This is a genomic window from Planotetraspora thailandica (assembly GCF_016863335.1).
GTDB classification, from domain to species: domain Bacteria; phylum Actinomycetota; class Actinomycetes; order Streptosporangiales; family Streptosporangiaceae; genus Planotetraspora; species Planotetraspora thailandica.
Genome location: NZ_BOOR01000006.1, coordinates 178,211 through 195,168, shown reverse-complemented (window position 1 = coordinate 195,168; position 16,958 = coordinate 178,211). Strand labels below are relative to the sequence as shown.

The window sequence follows — 16,958 nt, the reverse complement described above, 5'->3', positions numbered from 1 at the left end:
TGGGATCACCTATGCCGCGATGCTTACCGGACGACGACGGTCCTGGTGATCTTGGCGGCTGTGCCGACGCCGTTGGTCGCTGCCAGGGTGAACTTGTACGTGCCCCTACGCGTGGGCTTTCCGGACAGGATGCCGTTGGTGGCCAGTTTCAGGCCGGCCGGGAGCTTCCCGGAGACCCGGGTGATCTTCGGGGTGGGATACCCGGTCGCCGCGAATCGATAGCTGTACTTCTTACCGACGTGCGCGATCGGTGGGGTCCCCCGGGTGAAGTGCGCCGGAGCGCGGACGATGACGGTCTTGGTGATCTTGGCGGCTGTGCCGACGCCGTTGGTGGCCGACAGGGCGAAGCGGTAGGAGCCGGCTCGGGTGGGGGTTCCCGACAAGGTGCCGTTGGCGGCCAGTTTCAGACCCGGCGGCAGCGTCCCGGAAACCCGGGTGATCTTCGGGGTGGGGTACCCGGTCGCCGCGAATCGGTAGCTGTACTTCTTACCGACCACCGCAATCGGTGAGGTGCCCCCGGTGAAACGCGCCGGGGCCTGGACGACGACGGTCTCGGCGGCCGTGGCGGCGGTGCCGACGCCGTTACTCGCCGACAGCGTGAACTTGTAGGAGCCGCCTCGGGTGGGCGTGCCGGACAAGGTGCCGTCAGCGGCCAGTGCAAGGCCGGGCGGCAGCGTCCCGGAAACCCGGGTGATCTTCGGGGTGGGGTACCCAGCCGCCGCGAACCGGTACTTGTAGGGCTTGCCGGCGACCGCGATCGGTGCGGTCCCCGCAGTGAAAGTCGCCGAAGCCTGGACGACAACGGTCTTCTCCTCCCCAGCGACGGCGCCGATCCCGTTGGTCGCCGACAGGGAGAACCGGTAGGTGCCCCCTTGGCTGGGCGTTCCGTACAGGGTTCCGTCGGTGTCCAGCGCCAGGCCCGGCGGGAGCGCCCCGGAGACCAGAGCGATCTTCGGGGTGGGGTACCCGGTCGCCGCGAATCGGTAGCTGTAGTACTTGCCGGCTTCCGCTATCGGTGCGGTTTCCGCAGAAAGATCGGCAGGGGCAATGGTGATGGTCGCCGAGGCGTCCGTGGTGCCGAGGTCGTTGGCGGCCGTGACCTGGCAGGTGGCCTGGTGGCCCGCGTCCCACGAGGGGGGCGTGTAGGTGGCGGTGGTCGCGTCAGGGATCGCCGCCCCGTCCCACAGCCAGGTGTAGCTCACCGAGGTCGCACCGACGAAGGGAGCCTGGCAGGTCAGCGTGGTCCCGACGTCGCCGGTGATAGCCGCATTGGCGGTCAGCTCCGGCGGCCCCACCTTCGCCAGCGTGTGGACAGCGCCGGCTGAGATCTGGGTCACCGAACTCAGCCCAGGCACGGTGGCCGGAGTGGCGCGGTAGCTGCCAGTGGTGCCGTCGCCGAGTTGCCCGTGGAGGTTGTCGCCCCAGGCCGCCACGGTGCCGTCCGAGCGCACCGCGACACCGTTGGTGGCGCCCGTGCTCACCAAGGCGACATCGCTCAGGCCTGACACGGTGACCGGAGCGTGACGGTCGATTGTGGTGCCGTCGCCGAGCCGCCCGCGGTAGTTATAGCCCCAGGCCATCACGGTGCCGTCCGAACGCAACGCCAGGCTGTGGTACGTACCCGCCGCGATCTGGGTCACCCCGGTCAGCCCAGCCACCTGCACGGGGGTGTGGCGGTAGGTGGTGGTGCCGTCACCCAGCTCCCCGTTGAAGTTGTAGCCCCAAGCCATCACGGTGCCGTCCGAACGCAACGCGAGACTGTAGTTGTAGCCGGCCGCGATCTGGGTCACCCTGGTCAGGCCACTGACCACCATCGGTCTGTTGCGGTAAAGGGCGGTGGTGCCGTCACCGAGCTGGCCGTTGCCGTTCATCCCCCAGGCCACCACGGTGCCGTCCGAACGCAACGCAAGGTTATGGTAAGAGCCGGCCGCGATCTGGGTCACCCCGGTCAGCCCGGGCACCTGCACGGGGGTGGTGCGGCCGATGGTGGTGCCGTCACCAAACTCCCCCAAGGCGTTGTCGCCCCACGCCCACACCGTGCCGTCCGAACGCAACGCCAGGCTGTAAGACCTGTAGTCGTGTCCGCCCGCAGCGACCTGGACAACACCGGTCAGGCCAGGCACCGGCACAGGCACCGAACTGGCTGTCGTCGTCCCGTTGCCCAGTTGCCCGTAGCGGTTGTCTCCCCACGTCCACACGGTGCCATCCGAGCGCAACGCCAGGCTATGGATGTAGCCGGCGCTGACCTGGGCCACCTGACTAAGCGCGGACACAGCGACCGGGGAGGACTGATCGGCCGTCGAGTCGTTGCCCAATCGCCCGGAGCCCCCAACCCCCCACGCGTATACCTGCGAAATGCCGCTGGAGGCCGCCGCCGGTCCGGCAGGACCCAGCGCCGCCACAGCGGCAGCGGTCACGGCCAGCGCCGCACCGGCTGCCATGGCGCGCACCCAAGTGCCTCGCGCCCGCCTTCTCAACCGCCCCCTACCCGCCGGCCCGGCGTGAGGAGAACCGGATAAAGCCTCAGGCACTAGATCAGTCACGCAATGTGTCCTTCGTGAACGGAGCAGCCGATATGGAGATCACCGTGTGAAACGGACCGTCTCATGATCTATCACGCTTTGGTGCGGTATGTGGTTTACGTGACCGACGGGTTCCTTGTGATGAATTGTCGGCTTCGCGGAGCTGGGCAACGAGGGGTCTCGGTATCGAATTACGCCGTTCACGTACAGATCCTGCCGGGGCTCACTGGATTGACACCTTGCGCGACGGGCATCTCGACACCGCAATGCGCGTCAGGCCAACGCGGCGCGATCGTTGGTGGTGATCATGGTGAGCGGCGGCCATCGGGCGGTCCCGCGCGCGGCCGACATCGCAGTGGAGGCGTGGGCGGACAGCCGAGAGGAGTGCCTGGCCGAGGAGGTGAGGGCACTGGTAGATATCTTCGCCCGTTTCCACGACGCGGTGCCGGACGACAGCGTCGAATTCGCCTTGATGGAGGAGACCGACGAAACACTTCTCGTCGCGGTGCTGAACGAAGTGATCTACCAGATCGAGACGTACGGCCGGGTGGCGGTGGACGTGTCGGTCGACGAGCGGACGGGCGCCACCCAGGGCCAGATCGAGGTGAGGCTGGGCACCGTCCCGCTGGCGGCGGTCGATCAGGTGGGCACGGTACCCAAGGCGGTCGCGTTGCACGGGGTGCGGTTCGGGCGGGAGGCCGGCATGTGGCGCGCCCACGCCACGGTCGACGTCTAGCTTCAGCCAGGGCCACCTCGGGCACTTGATCTGACTACCTCCATCACCCAATTGCGTCGTAACTTGTCAATATGGACCGGGAGAGGCCTCTCCGCGAGTTCCTCTGGCGTCAGGCCACCCTTGATCCAGCAAGGGAGGACAAAATGATCGCCTTTTACGCAACGCTCGCGGCCCTGGGCGCCGGCATCGCATGGCTGGCGACGGGCATTCGCATCGTCGAGCAGTTCGAGCGGGGTGTCGTCTTCCGCTTCGGGCGCGTGATACCCGCGATCCGCGGACCGGGGCTTGCGCTGCTCGTGCCGGTCGCCGACCGTCTGCACAAGGTCAACGTACAGATCATCACGATGCCGGTGCCCGCCCAAGACGGCATCACCCGCGACAACGTGACGGTCCGCGTGGACGCCGTCGTCTATTTCAGAGTCATCGACCCGGTACGCGTGGCCGTCGACGTACAGGACTACGTGTCCGCCATCGGCCAGGTCGCGCAGACCTCGCTGCGATCGATCATCGGCAAGAGCGACCTGGACGACCTGCTGTCCAACCGGGAGCAACTCAACCAGGGCCTGGAACTGATGATCGACAGCCCGGCGGTGGGCTGGGGCGTCCACATCGACCGCGTGGAGATCAAGGATGTGGCGCTGCCCGAGTCGATGAAACGGTCGATAGCGCGCCAGGCCGAGGCCGAGCGCGAGCGCCGCGCCCGCGTCATCACCGCCGACGGCGAACTGCAGGCCTCAGCGCGGCTGAGTCAGGCCGCCGAGGCGATGGCGCAGCACCCGGCCGCGCTGCAACTGCGCCTGCTCCAAACCGTGGTCGAGGTCGCCGCCGAGAAGAACTCGACGCTCGTGCTGCCCTTCCCCGTGGAGCTGCTCCGGTTCCTGGAAAGGGCGACGCCCGCTGAGCTCGGCCGACTGGCCGAGGCCGCCGCTGAACCGGCGTCCTCCGCGGACGACGGCCTGTCGATTTCGCGCACGCCGCACATACCGGAGCCCCGCGATGCCGATCAGCCACCGCGCCTCGGCGGGCGACCTGCCAGGTAGGCCGTCAGCCGGCGACCGGTGCCGGAGACCTGGGGAAGACGCATGCCGCCGATGAGCGAGCCGGCGATCTGCTCGGCGAAGGGCTGCCGGGCGACGGCGGCGTATGCCGTGGTCTGGAACAACCCCAAGATCCATTCGCCCGAGCGGGAGAAGATCTGGATGGCCTGCGAGGAGCATCGCCAATGGCTCGCGGACTTTCTCGAGGTGCGTGGTTTCCTGCGCCGGGTGGACAGCCTGTAGGCAGGGTTCACCGATCAATGAGGTCCAGCAATTCAGCGTGCGTCTCCTGGTCGGCCGCCACGACGAGCCCGCCCACGCCGGTGTGCAGGGGCTGACCATGGATACCGGTCACCACGCACCCCGCGGCCTGGCACAACGCGATCCCGGCGGCGAAATGCACGTTGTCCCGCAGGTGGCCGTCGGTGACGTACGCGGCTCGCCGACCGGCGGCGACCCAGGCCACGGCCAGCGTGGTGGACACGACCCGCGGCCGGAAACGCTCGATGAACCCCGGTTCGGCCAGCAGTCGCACAGCCCGGAAACCCGGTTCGTTCGGGAACGGCGGGTCGAGGTTGACGTCCACCAGCCGGGAATCAGGCGACGGCGTGAGTTCCTCGTCCACGCCGTCGCGACGAACGTACGCCCGAGTTCCATCCGTCCAGAACACCTCTCCGGCGAACGGGTCGGCTGAGGCCGCCACCGTGACGTCCGAACCCACGTGCAGGGCGACGTTCACCGCGACCAGCATGCTCCGCGCGGCATAGTTCAGGGTGCCGCAGAGCGGATCGACCAGCCACGTGCGCTCCGCGGCGCCTGAGCCCGTACGTCCGCTCTCCTCACCCACCACGGCATCATCCGGTCTGGCGGTACGGATGACGTCAAGGATGGCGTTCTCCGCTTCGATGTCGGCAGCCGTCGCGAAGTCACCCGCAGACTTCTGGAAGCGCGTCAGCGTTGCGCCGTACATGCCGTGAACGACGGCGGCTCCGGCTTGTGCTGCCGTGAGCGCCAATTCCTCATCTGTGATCGACACGCACGCAGGATAGACACGGTGAACGCACCGGGTCATCGGCCTGCCATGACCTCCCGAAGCCGGTCGGCGAAAGCCTTCGGATCACCCATGAAGCCGGCATGGTCGCCGGGGAACAGGACGGGTTCGACGCCCAGGGACGCGGCGAGCGCCCTCGAGGTCCGGTCGCAGAGTTCACCCGCTGACTGCTCTCCGATGCCGATCACAAGGCGGGTGCTCCCCGCTGCCAGCGCGACCAGCTCGGGGACCCACTGGGTGGTGGGGCGCAGGGTGTGCACGAAGAACCGCCGGTCCTCCGCGGCCTCCTTCTCCGTGCGTTCGGCGAACATGTGCTGGAAGATCTCCTCGGGCATGGACATCCCCGCGATCTCCATGAAGATCCGCCAGGCTCCCGTGGCGTCCCCTCCGAGATACGTGGCGATCATGTCCTCAGATCTGGCGACCAGTTCCTTGCGCTCCTCCAGCACCTCGTACAGCGGTGGCTCGTGCGCGATGACGGTGTGCGCCTGCCCGGGGTGGGCCTGAGCGAGGGCGAGCGCCGTCACCGCCCCGCCGCTGGATCCCAGCACGGCGGCCGGGCCGGCGTCCACCTCGCTGATGAGGCGGGACAGGTCTGCGGCGCGTAGCTCCGGAGTGGCGTCCTCATCGGGGTTCTCGACCGGGCTCCGGCCCACGCCACGCGGGTCTGTGGTGAGCACGGTGTGATCGTCGGCGAGCAGGTCGGCCAACGGCGCGAACGGCCCGGCGTCCATCGGCGAGCCCACCAGCACGACCAGGGGCCCCTCACCGCGGAGCTCGTAGTACAGCTGTGCACCGGGAACGTCCAGAGTTCCGGCTGTGACGGTCATCTCTACTCCCTCATGATTCTGGTGGGCTGTTCTATGGCCAGCCGGCGCCGGGCACGGTGACCTGGGTCGAGAGCACTCGTCCGGTGCCGGGCGGAACCATCTCGGGCAAGCGCCACTCGGCCGCCACGATGAACAGCGTCCTTCCATCCGGGCCTCCGAGCGCGCAGGCGAAGCAGCCCCGGTCGACCTCGACCGTCTGAAGGACCTCGCCGCCCTCCCGGATTCGGACGCAGCGCTTGTTGCCGACGTCGGCGTACCAGACGGCGCCCTCGGCGTCGATACAGATGCCGTCGGGGTGGTCCTCGCCGGTTTCGGCCCAGGTCCGACGGTTCGACAGCCCGCCGTCCGCCTCGATGTCGAAGGCGGTGAGCCTGTTGCCGTACGAGTCGGCGACGATGAGCGTCGAGTTGTCAGGCGTCACGGCCATGCCGTTGGGGAAGGCGATGTCGTCGGCCACCTGACGTGCCGAGCCGTCAGGACCGATATGCACGACATATCCGGGATCGAACGCCGCGCCGGCGAGCATGTCGAAGCCGATGCGGTTGACGTAGATGTTGCCGCGACCGTCGATGACGATGTCGTTCCAGCCGCTCCCGAGCCCGTTCAGGTCGGCAAGGGTCACCAGCGAGCCGTCGGGTTCCAGGCGCAGCAACAGTCCCTGTTCGGAGTCGACGATCACCAGCCGCCCATCGGCCTGCCAAGCCGTACAGAGGGGAAGCGAGTCCACCCGGGTCACGACCTCGTGCGTGCCGTCCAGGCCGAGGGCGATCACCTCGTGGGCCGTCCAGTCGGAGAAGTACAGGCGGCCGTCGTACCAACGTGGCGACTCGACAAGCCCGAGATCAGTGAGCCAGGTATGCAGCTCGGGCATCAGACTCCCTTCGCAGCGCCGATCGAAAGATGAGCCGTTGCTCGCGTCGGTGCTCCTTCAGATCGGTCTCTCAGCTCCCATACGAACCGGGAACATCCCCGTCGACATCATCTGTCTTTCGGCGTGGGCATGCAGGGCATTCGCCCGATCGGTCACACCTTGACGAGGTCAGGACGTCCCAGCGAGCCGCGGCAGGTCCTCCACCTCAATGCACATCAGCAACTCGGGCGTGGGATCCTCCAGCTCGGCGACCCGTTGCGCCTGGCGCTCGGTCATCTCCTGGAAGGCCTGCCGCGCCCACCGGCCGTTGCCGAAGCCGGGCCCGCGCGGCATCCGCTCGAACAGCCGGGCCAACTCCGCACGGGCCGCCTCGGTCAGCTCGTACAGATGCTCCCGTGCCTGGTGCTCCACGATCGCGACCAGTTCGTCGGCGTCGTAGTCCTCGAAGAGCAGCGTGCGGTTGAAACGGGACGACAGGCCGGGGTTGGATTCGATGAACCGGACCATGTCGGCGGGGTAGCCCGCGACGATCACGACGACGTCGTCCCGGTGGTCCTCCATCAGCTTCACCAGCGTCGCGACGGCCTCCAGGCCGAAGTCGGTGCCGCCGCCGGCAGGCACCAGCGAATACGCCTCGTCGATGAACAGCACTCCGCCGAGCGCACGGTTGAACGCGGCGGTCGTCTTGGGCCCGGTGTGGCCGACGTACTCCCCGACCAGGGCGCTGCGGTCGACCTCCACAAGATGTCCGCGGCGCAGGAGGTTCAGCGCCTTGAGAAGCCGGCCGTACAGCCGGGCGACGGTCGTCTTGCCGGTGCCCGGGTTGCCGGCGAAGACCAGATGGCGGCTCAGCGGCGGGGCGGGCAGGCCGGCCTCCTCGCGGCGCCGTACCGTCTGCATGAGTTTCACCAGCGACCCGACGTCCCGTTTGACGCCGTCGAGGCCCACCAGCTGCCCGAGTTCCCCGAGCAGGTCGTCGAGGTGCTCCTCGGGTTCCTCCTTCTCGTGGGCCTCCCCCGCCGACGCCGCCGAGGCCGCCGACCCCGCGGGTGGTCCGGAGACGGACGGCTGGGAGGCCGTGGCCTGCGGCGGTGCGCCGTCGCCGAGCGAGCAGTCGTCGAACACGGGGGCGGCGCCGTCAACGACGCCGATCGCCTCGGCGCTGTCGCGGACCCGGCAGCGGCGGAAGACGGGGTCGGCCTTCGCCGCCACATGCAGCGCGGGGAAGCCGGTGCGCACCACGTCGCATGAGGTGAACGTGCCGCTCGCGCCCTCGGCGAGATAGATGCCGTTCTTCGCCGGGCGTTCGATCCGCAGCCCGGTCACGGTGGGCCGGGCGCCCGTCCACACCACGATGCCGCAGCCCGCGCAGTCCTCCACGGACCCGCCCGTGACCGTCGCGTCGGCGCGGCTGTCCACGACGATGCCCGCCGCGCCGGTGCGGACGATCCGGTTGCCTTCCAGCGTCGCCTTGGCCCCCTCGGCTACCTCCACGCCGGTGTGTCCGGTGCCGGTCACCGTGCAGTGCTCGGCGTGGGAGCCGACCGGGGACGCCACGCGGACTCCGGTCCCCCCGGCGGAGATCCTGCAGCCGGTCAGCGTCGCGGCGGACTGCTCGGCGACGGTCACACCGTCCATCGTGACCTCGGCGATTCCGCAGTCGGTCAGTTCCACACGGGCCGCACCGGTGAGATGCACGCCGTGTTCGGCGCTTTCCCTGACCCGGCAGTCGGACAACTTCGCGGTGGCCGATCCGCCGAGATGAATCGCGCTGTAGCCGGAGCGGTCGAGCCTGCAGTCGGTCATCTCGGCGCGGGCCGCATCGGTGACCAGCAGGCCGTTGGCCGTCGCGTTGACCACTGTGCAGCCACGGGCGACGAGCCCGCCGTCGTCCCGCACCACCAGGCCGCTGGCGCCCGTCTGGGTGATCCGGCAGTTCACCAGATCGGCCTGGGCCGAGCCGGTCACATGCACTCCCGCCTCACCGGCCGCGTCGATGCGGGTGTCGTCCGCCGACACGCGTGAGCCGTCCTCGAGCAGCAGCCCGGTACGGCCGGCGTGGTGCACCACGGAGTCGTCGAGCCGCAGGCGGGCCCGGCCGCGGAGCCGGATGCCCGAGCCGGAGACGCCGTCGAGCCGCAGCCGTACGGCGTCGAGCCGGGCGGTGCCGGACAGGACGAGACCGGTGCCGTCGACGGCTGTCACGACCGTGTCCTCGATCCGGGCCGCCGCCGCACCCGACAGGTGCACGGCCGCCAGCCGCGCGCCCTCAAGGCGGCAGTCGCGCAGCAGCACGGCGGCGGCCGGGCTCGGCCCCGCGGGATCCCTCAGGTCCTCGTCCTCGGGCGCCTCCCCGGCCGTGTGCTCCTCCGCACCCCGGACCTCGATCCGCCCTCCCCGCGCCAGGCAGCCGGACATCAACAGGCCGGCGGCCGGGGCGACGCTGACCACGGGGGCCCCGGGATCGGCGCCCTCCAACACGAGGTCGTGCGCGGCGCAGTCGGGTCCCTCCACCGTCAAGGCGGGCCCGGCACCGGCGGGCGCGGCCAGCACCACGCTCCGCGCGCCGTGCTCGGCCATCAGCCGGACCCCGCGACCGAGCGTCACCGCCTCGGCGTACCGGCCTGGGGCGATCAGCACCGTGTCGCCCGGGGCCGCCGCCCGTACGGCGTCGCCGATCGTGCGGTGCACGCCGCGGCCTTTCGGCCCGACCGCGTGGACGCGGCCCTGTTGAGTGAGCATGGAGACTTCCTTGGACGTCACTGCTGGTTCGGCGGCGTCTGGAGCCACCATGGGTTGATGCCGTTACGGATGGTGGACGACAGCCACGAGTTGAAGGTCTTCTCGCCGATCTTGAAGCCCAGCTGGACCCAGAACTCGCCGAAGCCCTGCCGGTGGAAGCCTCGGCCACCCAGACCGAAGACGGCCAGATTCTTCACCACTCCGGCGCTCGACGCCGTCGTCATCGCGGACAGCATGGAGATGCCGCCCTCACCCACGGCTCCGGCGCCGCTCAGGATGTGGCTCACGCCGTCGGGACCGGTGACCCCCCACACGGCGGCGTTCATGCTGCCGTTGATGAAGCCGGCGATCACGGAGGTGCCCACGCCGAAGCCGAAGTCGTAGGTGCCGCCGCGCCATCGGGTGGCCGTCTCGTTGCCGGCCCACTCGTTGGCCCAGGTCTTGTCGTGGTTGTTCGGGTGGCGATTCCAGTGCTTGCCGCCGTCGACGTTCGACCAGACGGACTTGGTCGTGATGCCGTGACCCCGGATCTCGTGCGCCACGGTGCCGGCCACGCCCTTGACGCCCGCGCTCACCGCCGCGTTGGCGAACGACTTCAGCGCGTCCTTGCCGGTGAACGGCTTGTTGTTGATCTCGGCGACGATGCCGTTGACCGCCAGATTGGCGCCGAACTCCAGGATGAACTCCTGGCCGAACTCGAGCGCCACCTTCTTGGCCAGCACCGACAGGTACGGCTCGTATCGCGCCTCACCCAGGACCACCCGGCCGGCGTACTCGGCCGGCAGAGCCTGGATGCCGTCGAGGGCCGCCGTCCTCTCGACGGACATCGTGTCTCCCCACGGCAGGCGGTTGGCCTCGCGGATGCGGCGGCCCCAGCCGCGCAGCTCCGTGACGGGGCCGCGGAAGTCGTACTCGTTGCCCGTGAGACGCAGGTTGTTCGGGCCGCCTTCGAAGACGAGGCCGCTGTCGGTCCGCTGGGCGATGACCTGGCCGTCGGCGTTGTAGCGGCGCCACTGGCCGCGCCAGGCGTCCTTCTCCAGGAAGACGCCGCCGCCCAGGGAGGTGCGCTCGCGGACCACGGAGCCGTGGTCGAACTCCTTCCAGGTGCCCGGCTTCGGGGCCTTGGCGTCGGGTTGGTACTCGCGTACCCGTAGCGGGCCTTCCTCCATGGACAGGTGGGGCGGCACCTCCCGGACGACCACGGCGTCGCTTCCGGGATTCTGGATCACGTCGCGCCAGTGCTGCCTGCCCGGGGACCAGGCGGCGTCCCACGTCTGCGCTTCGGGATTCCACCACAGGCGGCGCACCTGCTGGCCGTCGCCGTACGAGACGAGGTTGCCCGACTTGTCGAACTTGTTGACGTGCCAGCTCTCCGCGCCGTTGGTCTCGACCTTCCAGGCCTGCACGTATTTGCCGCCGTCGAGCATGTTCTGCTCGCGGATCAGGTTGCCGGTCCCGTCGAAGTCGCGGAAGGAGTCGTCCCAGGGCAGCCTCGGGTCGTCGGACCCGCGGAAGGAGAAACGCTCTCCTTCGGCTCCGCTCGCCCGCCATCTCCACGCCGACGAGTCCGTCGTGCCCAGGCCGACGACCTGGCCGTTGACGCCGTCCCACGTCTGGGAGACGCCGGCCACGTTGCCGTGGGCGTCGCGTTGCACCCACGATCCGTCCGTGCCGCCCTGCCATTGGCCGGTCACGGGGTCGACCTGTCTCGCGTTCCTGTATTCACGGACCGTGCCGTCGTCGAATCCCTCGCGGGCCACCTTCCAGTTCCCTTCGGCGTCCTGGAAGCGGTCCTGCCATCTCAGGCCTTCGCCGCCGCGCCCTGCCGTCGGCGGGTCCACCGGCACCCGGTAGCCGGTGTTCCTGCCGTCCTGCCAGGGCAGGTTGGCCGTCGGCGGCAGGTCATGGACGGCGACGTCACCCACTTTGAGGGTGTCGCCGTTGTGGAGCTTGGTCACGGAGCGGACGAACGAACCGTCGCCCGCGACGTCGACCACACCGCCGTCCATGCCGACGTAGCGCACACCGCCTCGCGCGCCTGATCCGCCTTCCTTGGTCCACAGGTAGATCTGGAAGTTCTTGTCGCCCGCGAGGTGGCCGACGTCACCCCCTGGCGTGGCCGCGCGGATCAGGACCTTGCGGGCCCACAGCGGCGGACGCTGTTCCGACCAGCGGTTGGTGGTGAGAAGGCCTTGATCGGGCAGCTTCTCGACCTTCCCGGCGTCCTTTCCGTGTGGCGACTGCCGCTCCCAGAGGTTGTCCTGCACTCCGCCCTTGGCGGCGTCCCACTTGTGCTCCAGGTACTGCCCCGCGTTCTCCGGGGTGTGCATCGGGCCCCACTGCTTCTGCGCGAGAACCCGCTGCCCGTCCGCGTTCGTCCAATAGTCGGCCCAGCCGCCGTCGAAGTGCGTCGTGCGCTCGCCGGTCGCCACCTCGTTGCCGGCCGCGTCGAAGCGGTGCCATCTCCACCTGCCGCCCTCGCCCTTCACCGCGAGGATGTGACCGGCCTTGCTCTCGGTCTTGCCGCCGATGTCGATCTTGAACTTCTGCAGCCCGTCGCGGTAGGCGTGGACGTCCCTGCCGCGGTGGTCGACGTCGTTCCAGGAGAAGCCGGAGGTGTCGTAGCGCCTGGTCCCATGATTCAGCAGACCACCGGCCTCGTCCCAATGCGCCCAGGTCGTCCGGCGGGTGAAGCGCCCGAAACCGATGGTGCCCGTGCGGCGGAAGGAGTCGAGCACGCCGCCCCCCGGCAGCGGCCGGCGGTCGAAGACCTCCACCTTGTTGTCCGTGAGCAGCCGCACCCGGCTGCCGTCGGGCGACACCTCCGCCTTGCCCGCGTTGAAGATGCCGGAAGCACCGGCGTCCGCCGGCGGCCTGTTCGCGTGCGGGTTGGCGGCGCGCACCCACGTCCCGCCCTCGTGCGTGACGACGTACTGGTAGGGGGTCGGCCTGCCGTCCCGCAGCACGTTGAATCCCTGCTGGGTGATCGCGCCGTGACTGTCGTAGACGGTGAACTCCCCGTGACGCGCCCCGGTGCCGCCGGCGAACTCGACGCGGAGCGCGCCGTCACCGAGTTCCTGAACGTCGCGCTGGAGCCGGACGCCGCCGAGGTCCTCCAGCCAGCCCGTACGGCCGGCCCCGCCACCGGCCGGTTCCCGCAGCACCACGAAGGTGTTCTCGGCGGCGTGGAACGGGGTTCCCGTATGAACGTGGGCGCCGTCGCCGTCGTAGCGCGTGAAGGCGTTGCCCGCGTTGGTGTCGGTGACCTGAATCAGGTCGTCCTGCGTCCGAGTGACCACGGTGCCGTCGTCGATGTGGATGCCGCCCGCGTTCTCCAGCCAGCCGGCGGGACGCGTTCCGTCGTCGGCAAGCTCCGGGAGCACGGCGAAGACGCCGTTCCTGCCCCCCAGCGGTGTGCCCGTCTGGACGCGGGCGCCGTTGGCGTCGTAGCGCGTGAAGGAGTTGCCCGCGTTGGTGTCGGTGACCTGGATCAGGTCGTCCTGCGTCCGAGTGACCACGGTGCCGTCGTCGACGTGCAGGCCGCCCGCGTTCTCCAGGCGGCCCGTACGGCCGGCTCCGCCGGGCTCCGGCAGCACGGCGAAGACCCCGTTCCTGCCCGCCAAGGGTGTGCCCGTCTCGATGCGGAGACCGCCGGCGTCGTAGCGGACGTAGGAATTGCCCGCATTGGTGTCGGTGATCTGGATCAGGTCGTCCTGCGTCCGGGTCACCCTGGTGCCGTCGTCGATGTGCAGGCCGCCCGCGTTCTCCAGCCAGCCGGCGGGGCGGGTGGCGTTGCCGGTGGGTTCGGGGAATACGGCGAAGACGTCGTTCCCGTCCCCCAGCCGGGTGCCGGTCTGAACGAGAGTGCCGTCGGCGTTGTGGCGGGTGAAGGAGTTTCCGGCGTTCGTGTCGGTGACCTGGATCAGGTCGTCCTGCGTCCGGGTCACCGTGAGGTGCGGCTGCACGGAGCCAGACCTGTCGACCACCTGCAGTGCGCCGTCGGGTGAGGCGCTGATCCAGCGTTCGGGCCCTGGGCCGCCCAACGCGACGGCGTCCTCGCCCAGGTGTGCGATGCCATCGCCGGTGTGCACCGCGGGCCCCGCGCCGGTTGTGTGCGGTGCGTCGTGCCGCAACAACCGGAGGGCGTCGTCGACGGTGGAACTCGAGGCGGAGAGGCCGGATGTATGGGTCACTGGGGGCGGGCCGGCGAACGTGTCCCCGCCCGCGTGGAGGGGCGGCGTCATGTCGTCGAGCACGTCCGGCACGAATGTGGTCTCCGGCACGTTGCCGAGCGCGCCCTCCGGCAGGCCGGAGCCGCTCGAACCGCCGAGCAGCCGAGGCCGCTCGCGCACGCTGTCCACGACGATCTCGGCCATGCCCCGCTCGATCCGCGCCGGGTCGACTCCCAGATCGGTGAGGTGGGCGAGGCTGTCGTCGACACCTCGCCGCGCGACGTCGACGGCCTGCTGCGCCTGTACGTGAAGGGGGCTCGAGCCACGCGACCCGGAGCCGGGCCGGGAGGAGAGGTCGTCCAGCACCCCCTCGACTCGTGTCAGCTCGCGCTTGCCGTCGACGAGGTCACTCCAGGCCTGGATGCGGTCCGGCCGTACCGGGTCGTCGGAAGCTCCGAACAGCGCCTCCACCCGCTGGTCGTGTTCCAGCCACAACTGCTCGATCTGCGCGCCCGTCGGCCTGCCGGAGCCGCCGTTCAGCGGATCCCCACCGTGCCCCCGTACGGGCATGGCGGGGACGGAGGCGCCTGCCGTACCGTGCGGAGCCGCGGCGGCCGGTGCGCCGGCGAACGCGTCCGCACCCGCCCGCGCCGGCGTCGCGGGGGGTGGCATGGTGACCGACGCGACGGTCTCGAGGGCGGTGGACGGCGCGACCGTCGCGGGGGGTCTCGTCATCGCCTCGAGACGCGGCGCGTACTCATGCAGGTGCATGCCGACCTGATCCGCGCTGCGGGCGGAGACGACGTGCTCGCCCAGCCGGGCGCCCGTACCGAAGGCGGGGGCATCGGCCCGGTTGACGTGGGCCGGTGCGGAGAGCAGGTCGAGCGCGTTGGTCGCCGAGCCCGTCGGAATCCCCGGCAGCCCAGTGAGCCCGGTGTGTCCGGTGTGCCCGCCCGTCACGGGTGTGTGGAGCATGGTCGGTGATCCGGGCTGCCCGGCCACCAGGTCGACCGCATGGTTTGGGGTCTGCGGCAGATGAGTGTTCGAAGGCGTGGGCAGGGCGCCGAGAAGCGCGCCTGGATGCCCCGCGCCGGCGACTCCCGGCAGCGACGTGCCCGGCAGGCCGAGGGCCGACGGGACGCCGACCGAGCCGAGGTCGCCCACGGGCCGGCCCACTGCATGGGCGCTCACACCCAGACCCACGTCCAGCCGTACGCCGGTGCTGGTGCTGGTCCAGTTCGCGAAGTCGCCCGCCGCTATCGCGCGCAGCTCGCCGATGGGCGTGTCCACCAGCGCGTCCGCCAGCCGTCCCATGCCGGAACCGGAAGACAGGCCGTCGACGAAATGACCGCTCAGGTGCAACGACGAGGGAGACAGGGACATGAAGCGTCCCGGCTGCGGTGGGGGCACGACGAGATTCGCCGCACCGGCCGAGAACGAGGACAGGTTGAGATTCGCGGGACCGGAGAAGTCGCCGAGCTGCATCCGGATCAGGTCCCCCCGCGGCACGTCCAGCAGGGCGTCCAACTGCCGCACCGGGACGGGCATCGCATCGAGCGTGACTCCGTGGGAGAGGAGGGAAACCGACGGATGCGGGGGCGTGACCGCCGTGAACACCGACACGCTGTGACCGGCGGCGCCCACCAACGGGGCGCCGAACCGGAACCGCCCCATGACTCCGCGGTCGACGAGACCGATGCGCAGGGCGCCTTTCAGGCCGTACTTCCCGATTTCCGCCGCGTCGACCGGCAGCACCAGCCGCAGCCACTTGGTGCCGCCGAACTCCGCCTGGAGGAATCTCAGGCTCGCCAGGCTGCCTTTGGACACCAGAGAGGGAATGCCGCGGGCGATGCCGGGAATGGCTTTGATCCCCTGAATCGCGATCAGGCCGCCGTTGTGGAAGGCCATGCCCGTGAGGGCGGGCAGGTTGTGCAGGGAGGTCATCACCCACAGGCTCCCGGACTTGACCCAGCCACTGGCCAGTGACGCGAAGTCGCGGATCCCCGGGAGGAAGGCGAACGGGCGCAGGCCTCCGTCGGCGAACAGCCCGCGGAAGAAGGTGAAGACCGTCTGCCCGAGCGTCTTCAGCCCACTCCACGTGATCTTCGCCCCGGCGCTGATGATCTTTAGGATCGGCACAGCCTTGGTGGTCGGGGCGATCAGGCCGAGCCCGGCCAGGAAGAAGTCCAGCAGGCTCGCCTTGCCCTGTGCGAAGTCCACCGCTGTCTTCACGAAGAGGGTGAGATTGACGCCGAGGGCCAGCAGCGCGACCGGTCCGCCGAAGATGAGAGCCGGGATGATCAGGATGATGGCCAGCCAGCCGAAGGCCTCCCAGAAGAGGTCGCAGTCGGAGACGGGTTGCTTGATGCCGCGAGCGACCCGGCTGATCGTCGCGCCGGCCGCCCTTCCGGACTCGGCCTGAGCGTCACCCGCCTGCCTGGCGGTCGTGGCGAGTGACTCGCGTTGCGGGTCGTCTTCCGCGAGCGACCGCCCCTGCCCGAGCGCATTGTCGGCCCGCCACTGCTGCTGCCGCATGACGCCCGAGTACTCGTTGAGCGCCTGCGAGGACGACTCGAACGCCTCGGCGATGCTCTGGACGAACGCACGCAGCGGTCCGCTGATCTTCTCGCGGAGCGCGTCGGCGGTCTGGCCGATCCAGGCGCCCTCCCCGGTCTTGTTCAACACGGCGGTGAGGGCTTCGTCGATCTCCCGGGCGACCCGCCCGAGCTCCGCCATCGAGCGCGACACCTCGTCGATGCGATCGGGGTCGCCCGGCGTCGGATCGCCGCCGAGCCCGATGGCGTGCCAGTCGGTGGGGCGCTGCGCCATCAGGCTGTCCTTTCGCTGCGGGACGGTGGCGGGGAGCCACGACCGCAGGGATGTGGCCCTGTGCGTGTGGTCCTGTGCGGTCCACGTTCGAGCCCGGGGTCCGGTTCATCACCCAGGCGGCCGTTGGGCGTTGTTCACCCGTCGGCCGGCAGGACGCCGCGGAGGATT

General features: G+C 69.8%; 9 protein-coding genes. 3 read left to right on the top strand and 6 right to left on the bottom strand.

The window, feature by feature from the left end; translation table 11 throughout:
* Window positions 1-23 precede the first annotated feature (23 nt).
* Complete coding sequence (locus Pth03_RS04930; protein WP_203942894.1) at window positions 24-2,441, bottom strand: RCC1 domain-containing protein; 2,418 nt, start codon at window positions 2,439-2,441, stop codon at window positions 24-26.
* 388 nt (window positions 2,442-2,829) lie between these two features.
* On the opposite strand from Pth03_RS04930, the gene Pth03_RS04925 reads away from it, so the two are divergent.
* The 3 genes from Pth03_RS04925 (at window position 2,830) to Pth03_RS04915 (ending at window position 4,538) form a co-directional block, all read left to right on the top strand.
* Complete coding sequence (locus Pth03_RS04925) at window positions 2,830-3,258, top strand: archease (protein ID WP_203942893.1); 429 nt, start codon at window positions 2,830-2,832, stop codon at window positions 3,256-3,258.
* 143 nt (window positions 3,259-3,401) lie between these two features.
* Complete coding sequence (locus tag Pth03_RS04920; protein ID WP_203942892.1) at window positions 3,402-4,298, top strand: SPFH domain-containing protein; 897 nt, start codon at window positions 3,402-3,404, stop codon at window positions 4,296-4,298.
* Window positions 4,299-4,340: 42 nt separating this feature from the next.
* The gene (locus Pth03_RS04915; RefSeq protein ID WP_373318492.1) at window positions 4,341-4,538 is read left to right on the top strand and encodes a hypothetical protein; all 198 of its coding nucleotides are present in this window, start codon (window positions 4,341-4,343) and stop codon (window positions 4,536-4,538) included.
* Window positions 4,539-4,545: 7 nt separating this feature from the next.
* Here Pth03_RS04915 and Pth03_RS04910 read toward each other — a convergent pair whose 3' ends face one another.
* From Pth03_RS04910 to Pth03_RS04890, 5 genes are all read right to left on the bottom strand, one after another.
* Entirely contained in the window at window positions 4,546-5,331 is a 786-nt protein-coding gene (locus Pth03_RS04910) for an inositol monophosphatase family protein (RefSeq protein WP_203942891.1), read from the bottom strand.
* A gap of 32 nt (window positions 5,332-5,363) precedes the next feature.
* Window positions 5,364-6,176: an alpha/beta fold hydrolase gene (locus tag Pth03_RS04905; RefSeq protein WP_203942890.1), complete on the bottom strand. Its 813-nt coding sequence runs from the start codon at window positions 6,174-6,176 to the stop codon at window positions 5,364-5,366.
* 31 nt (window positions 6,177-6,207) lie between these two features.
* Entirely contained in the window at window positions 6,208-7,047 is an 840-nt protein-coding gene (locus Pth03_RS04900; protein ID WP_203942889.1) for an SMP-30/gluconolactonase/LRE family protein, read from the bottom strand.
* A gap of 168 nt (window positions 7,048-7,215) precedes the next feature.
* Complete coding sequence (locus Pth03_RS04895) at window positions 7,216-9,789, bottom strand: right-handed parallel beta-helix repeat-containing protein (RefSeq protein WP_203942888.1); 2,574 nt, start codon at window positions 9,787-9,789, stop codon at window positions 7,216-7,218.
* 17 nt (window positions 9,790-9,806) lie between these two features.
* Window positions 9,807-16,790 (bottom strand): RHS repeat domain-containing protein, encoded by a 6,984-nt coding sequence (locus Pth03_RS04890; protein ID WP_203942887.1) that lies wholly within the window; start codon window positions 16,788-16,790, stop codon window positions 9,807-9,809.
* Window positions 16,791-16,958: the final 168 nt, after the last annotated feature.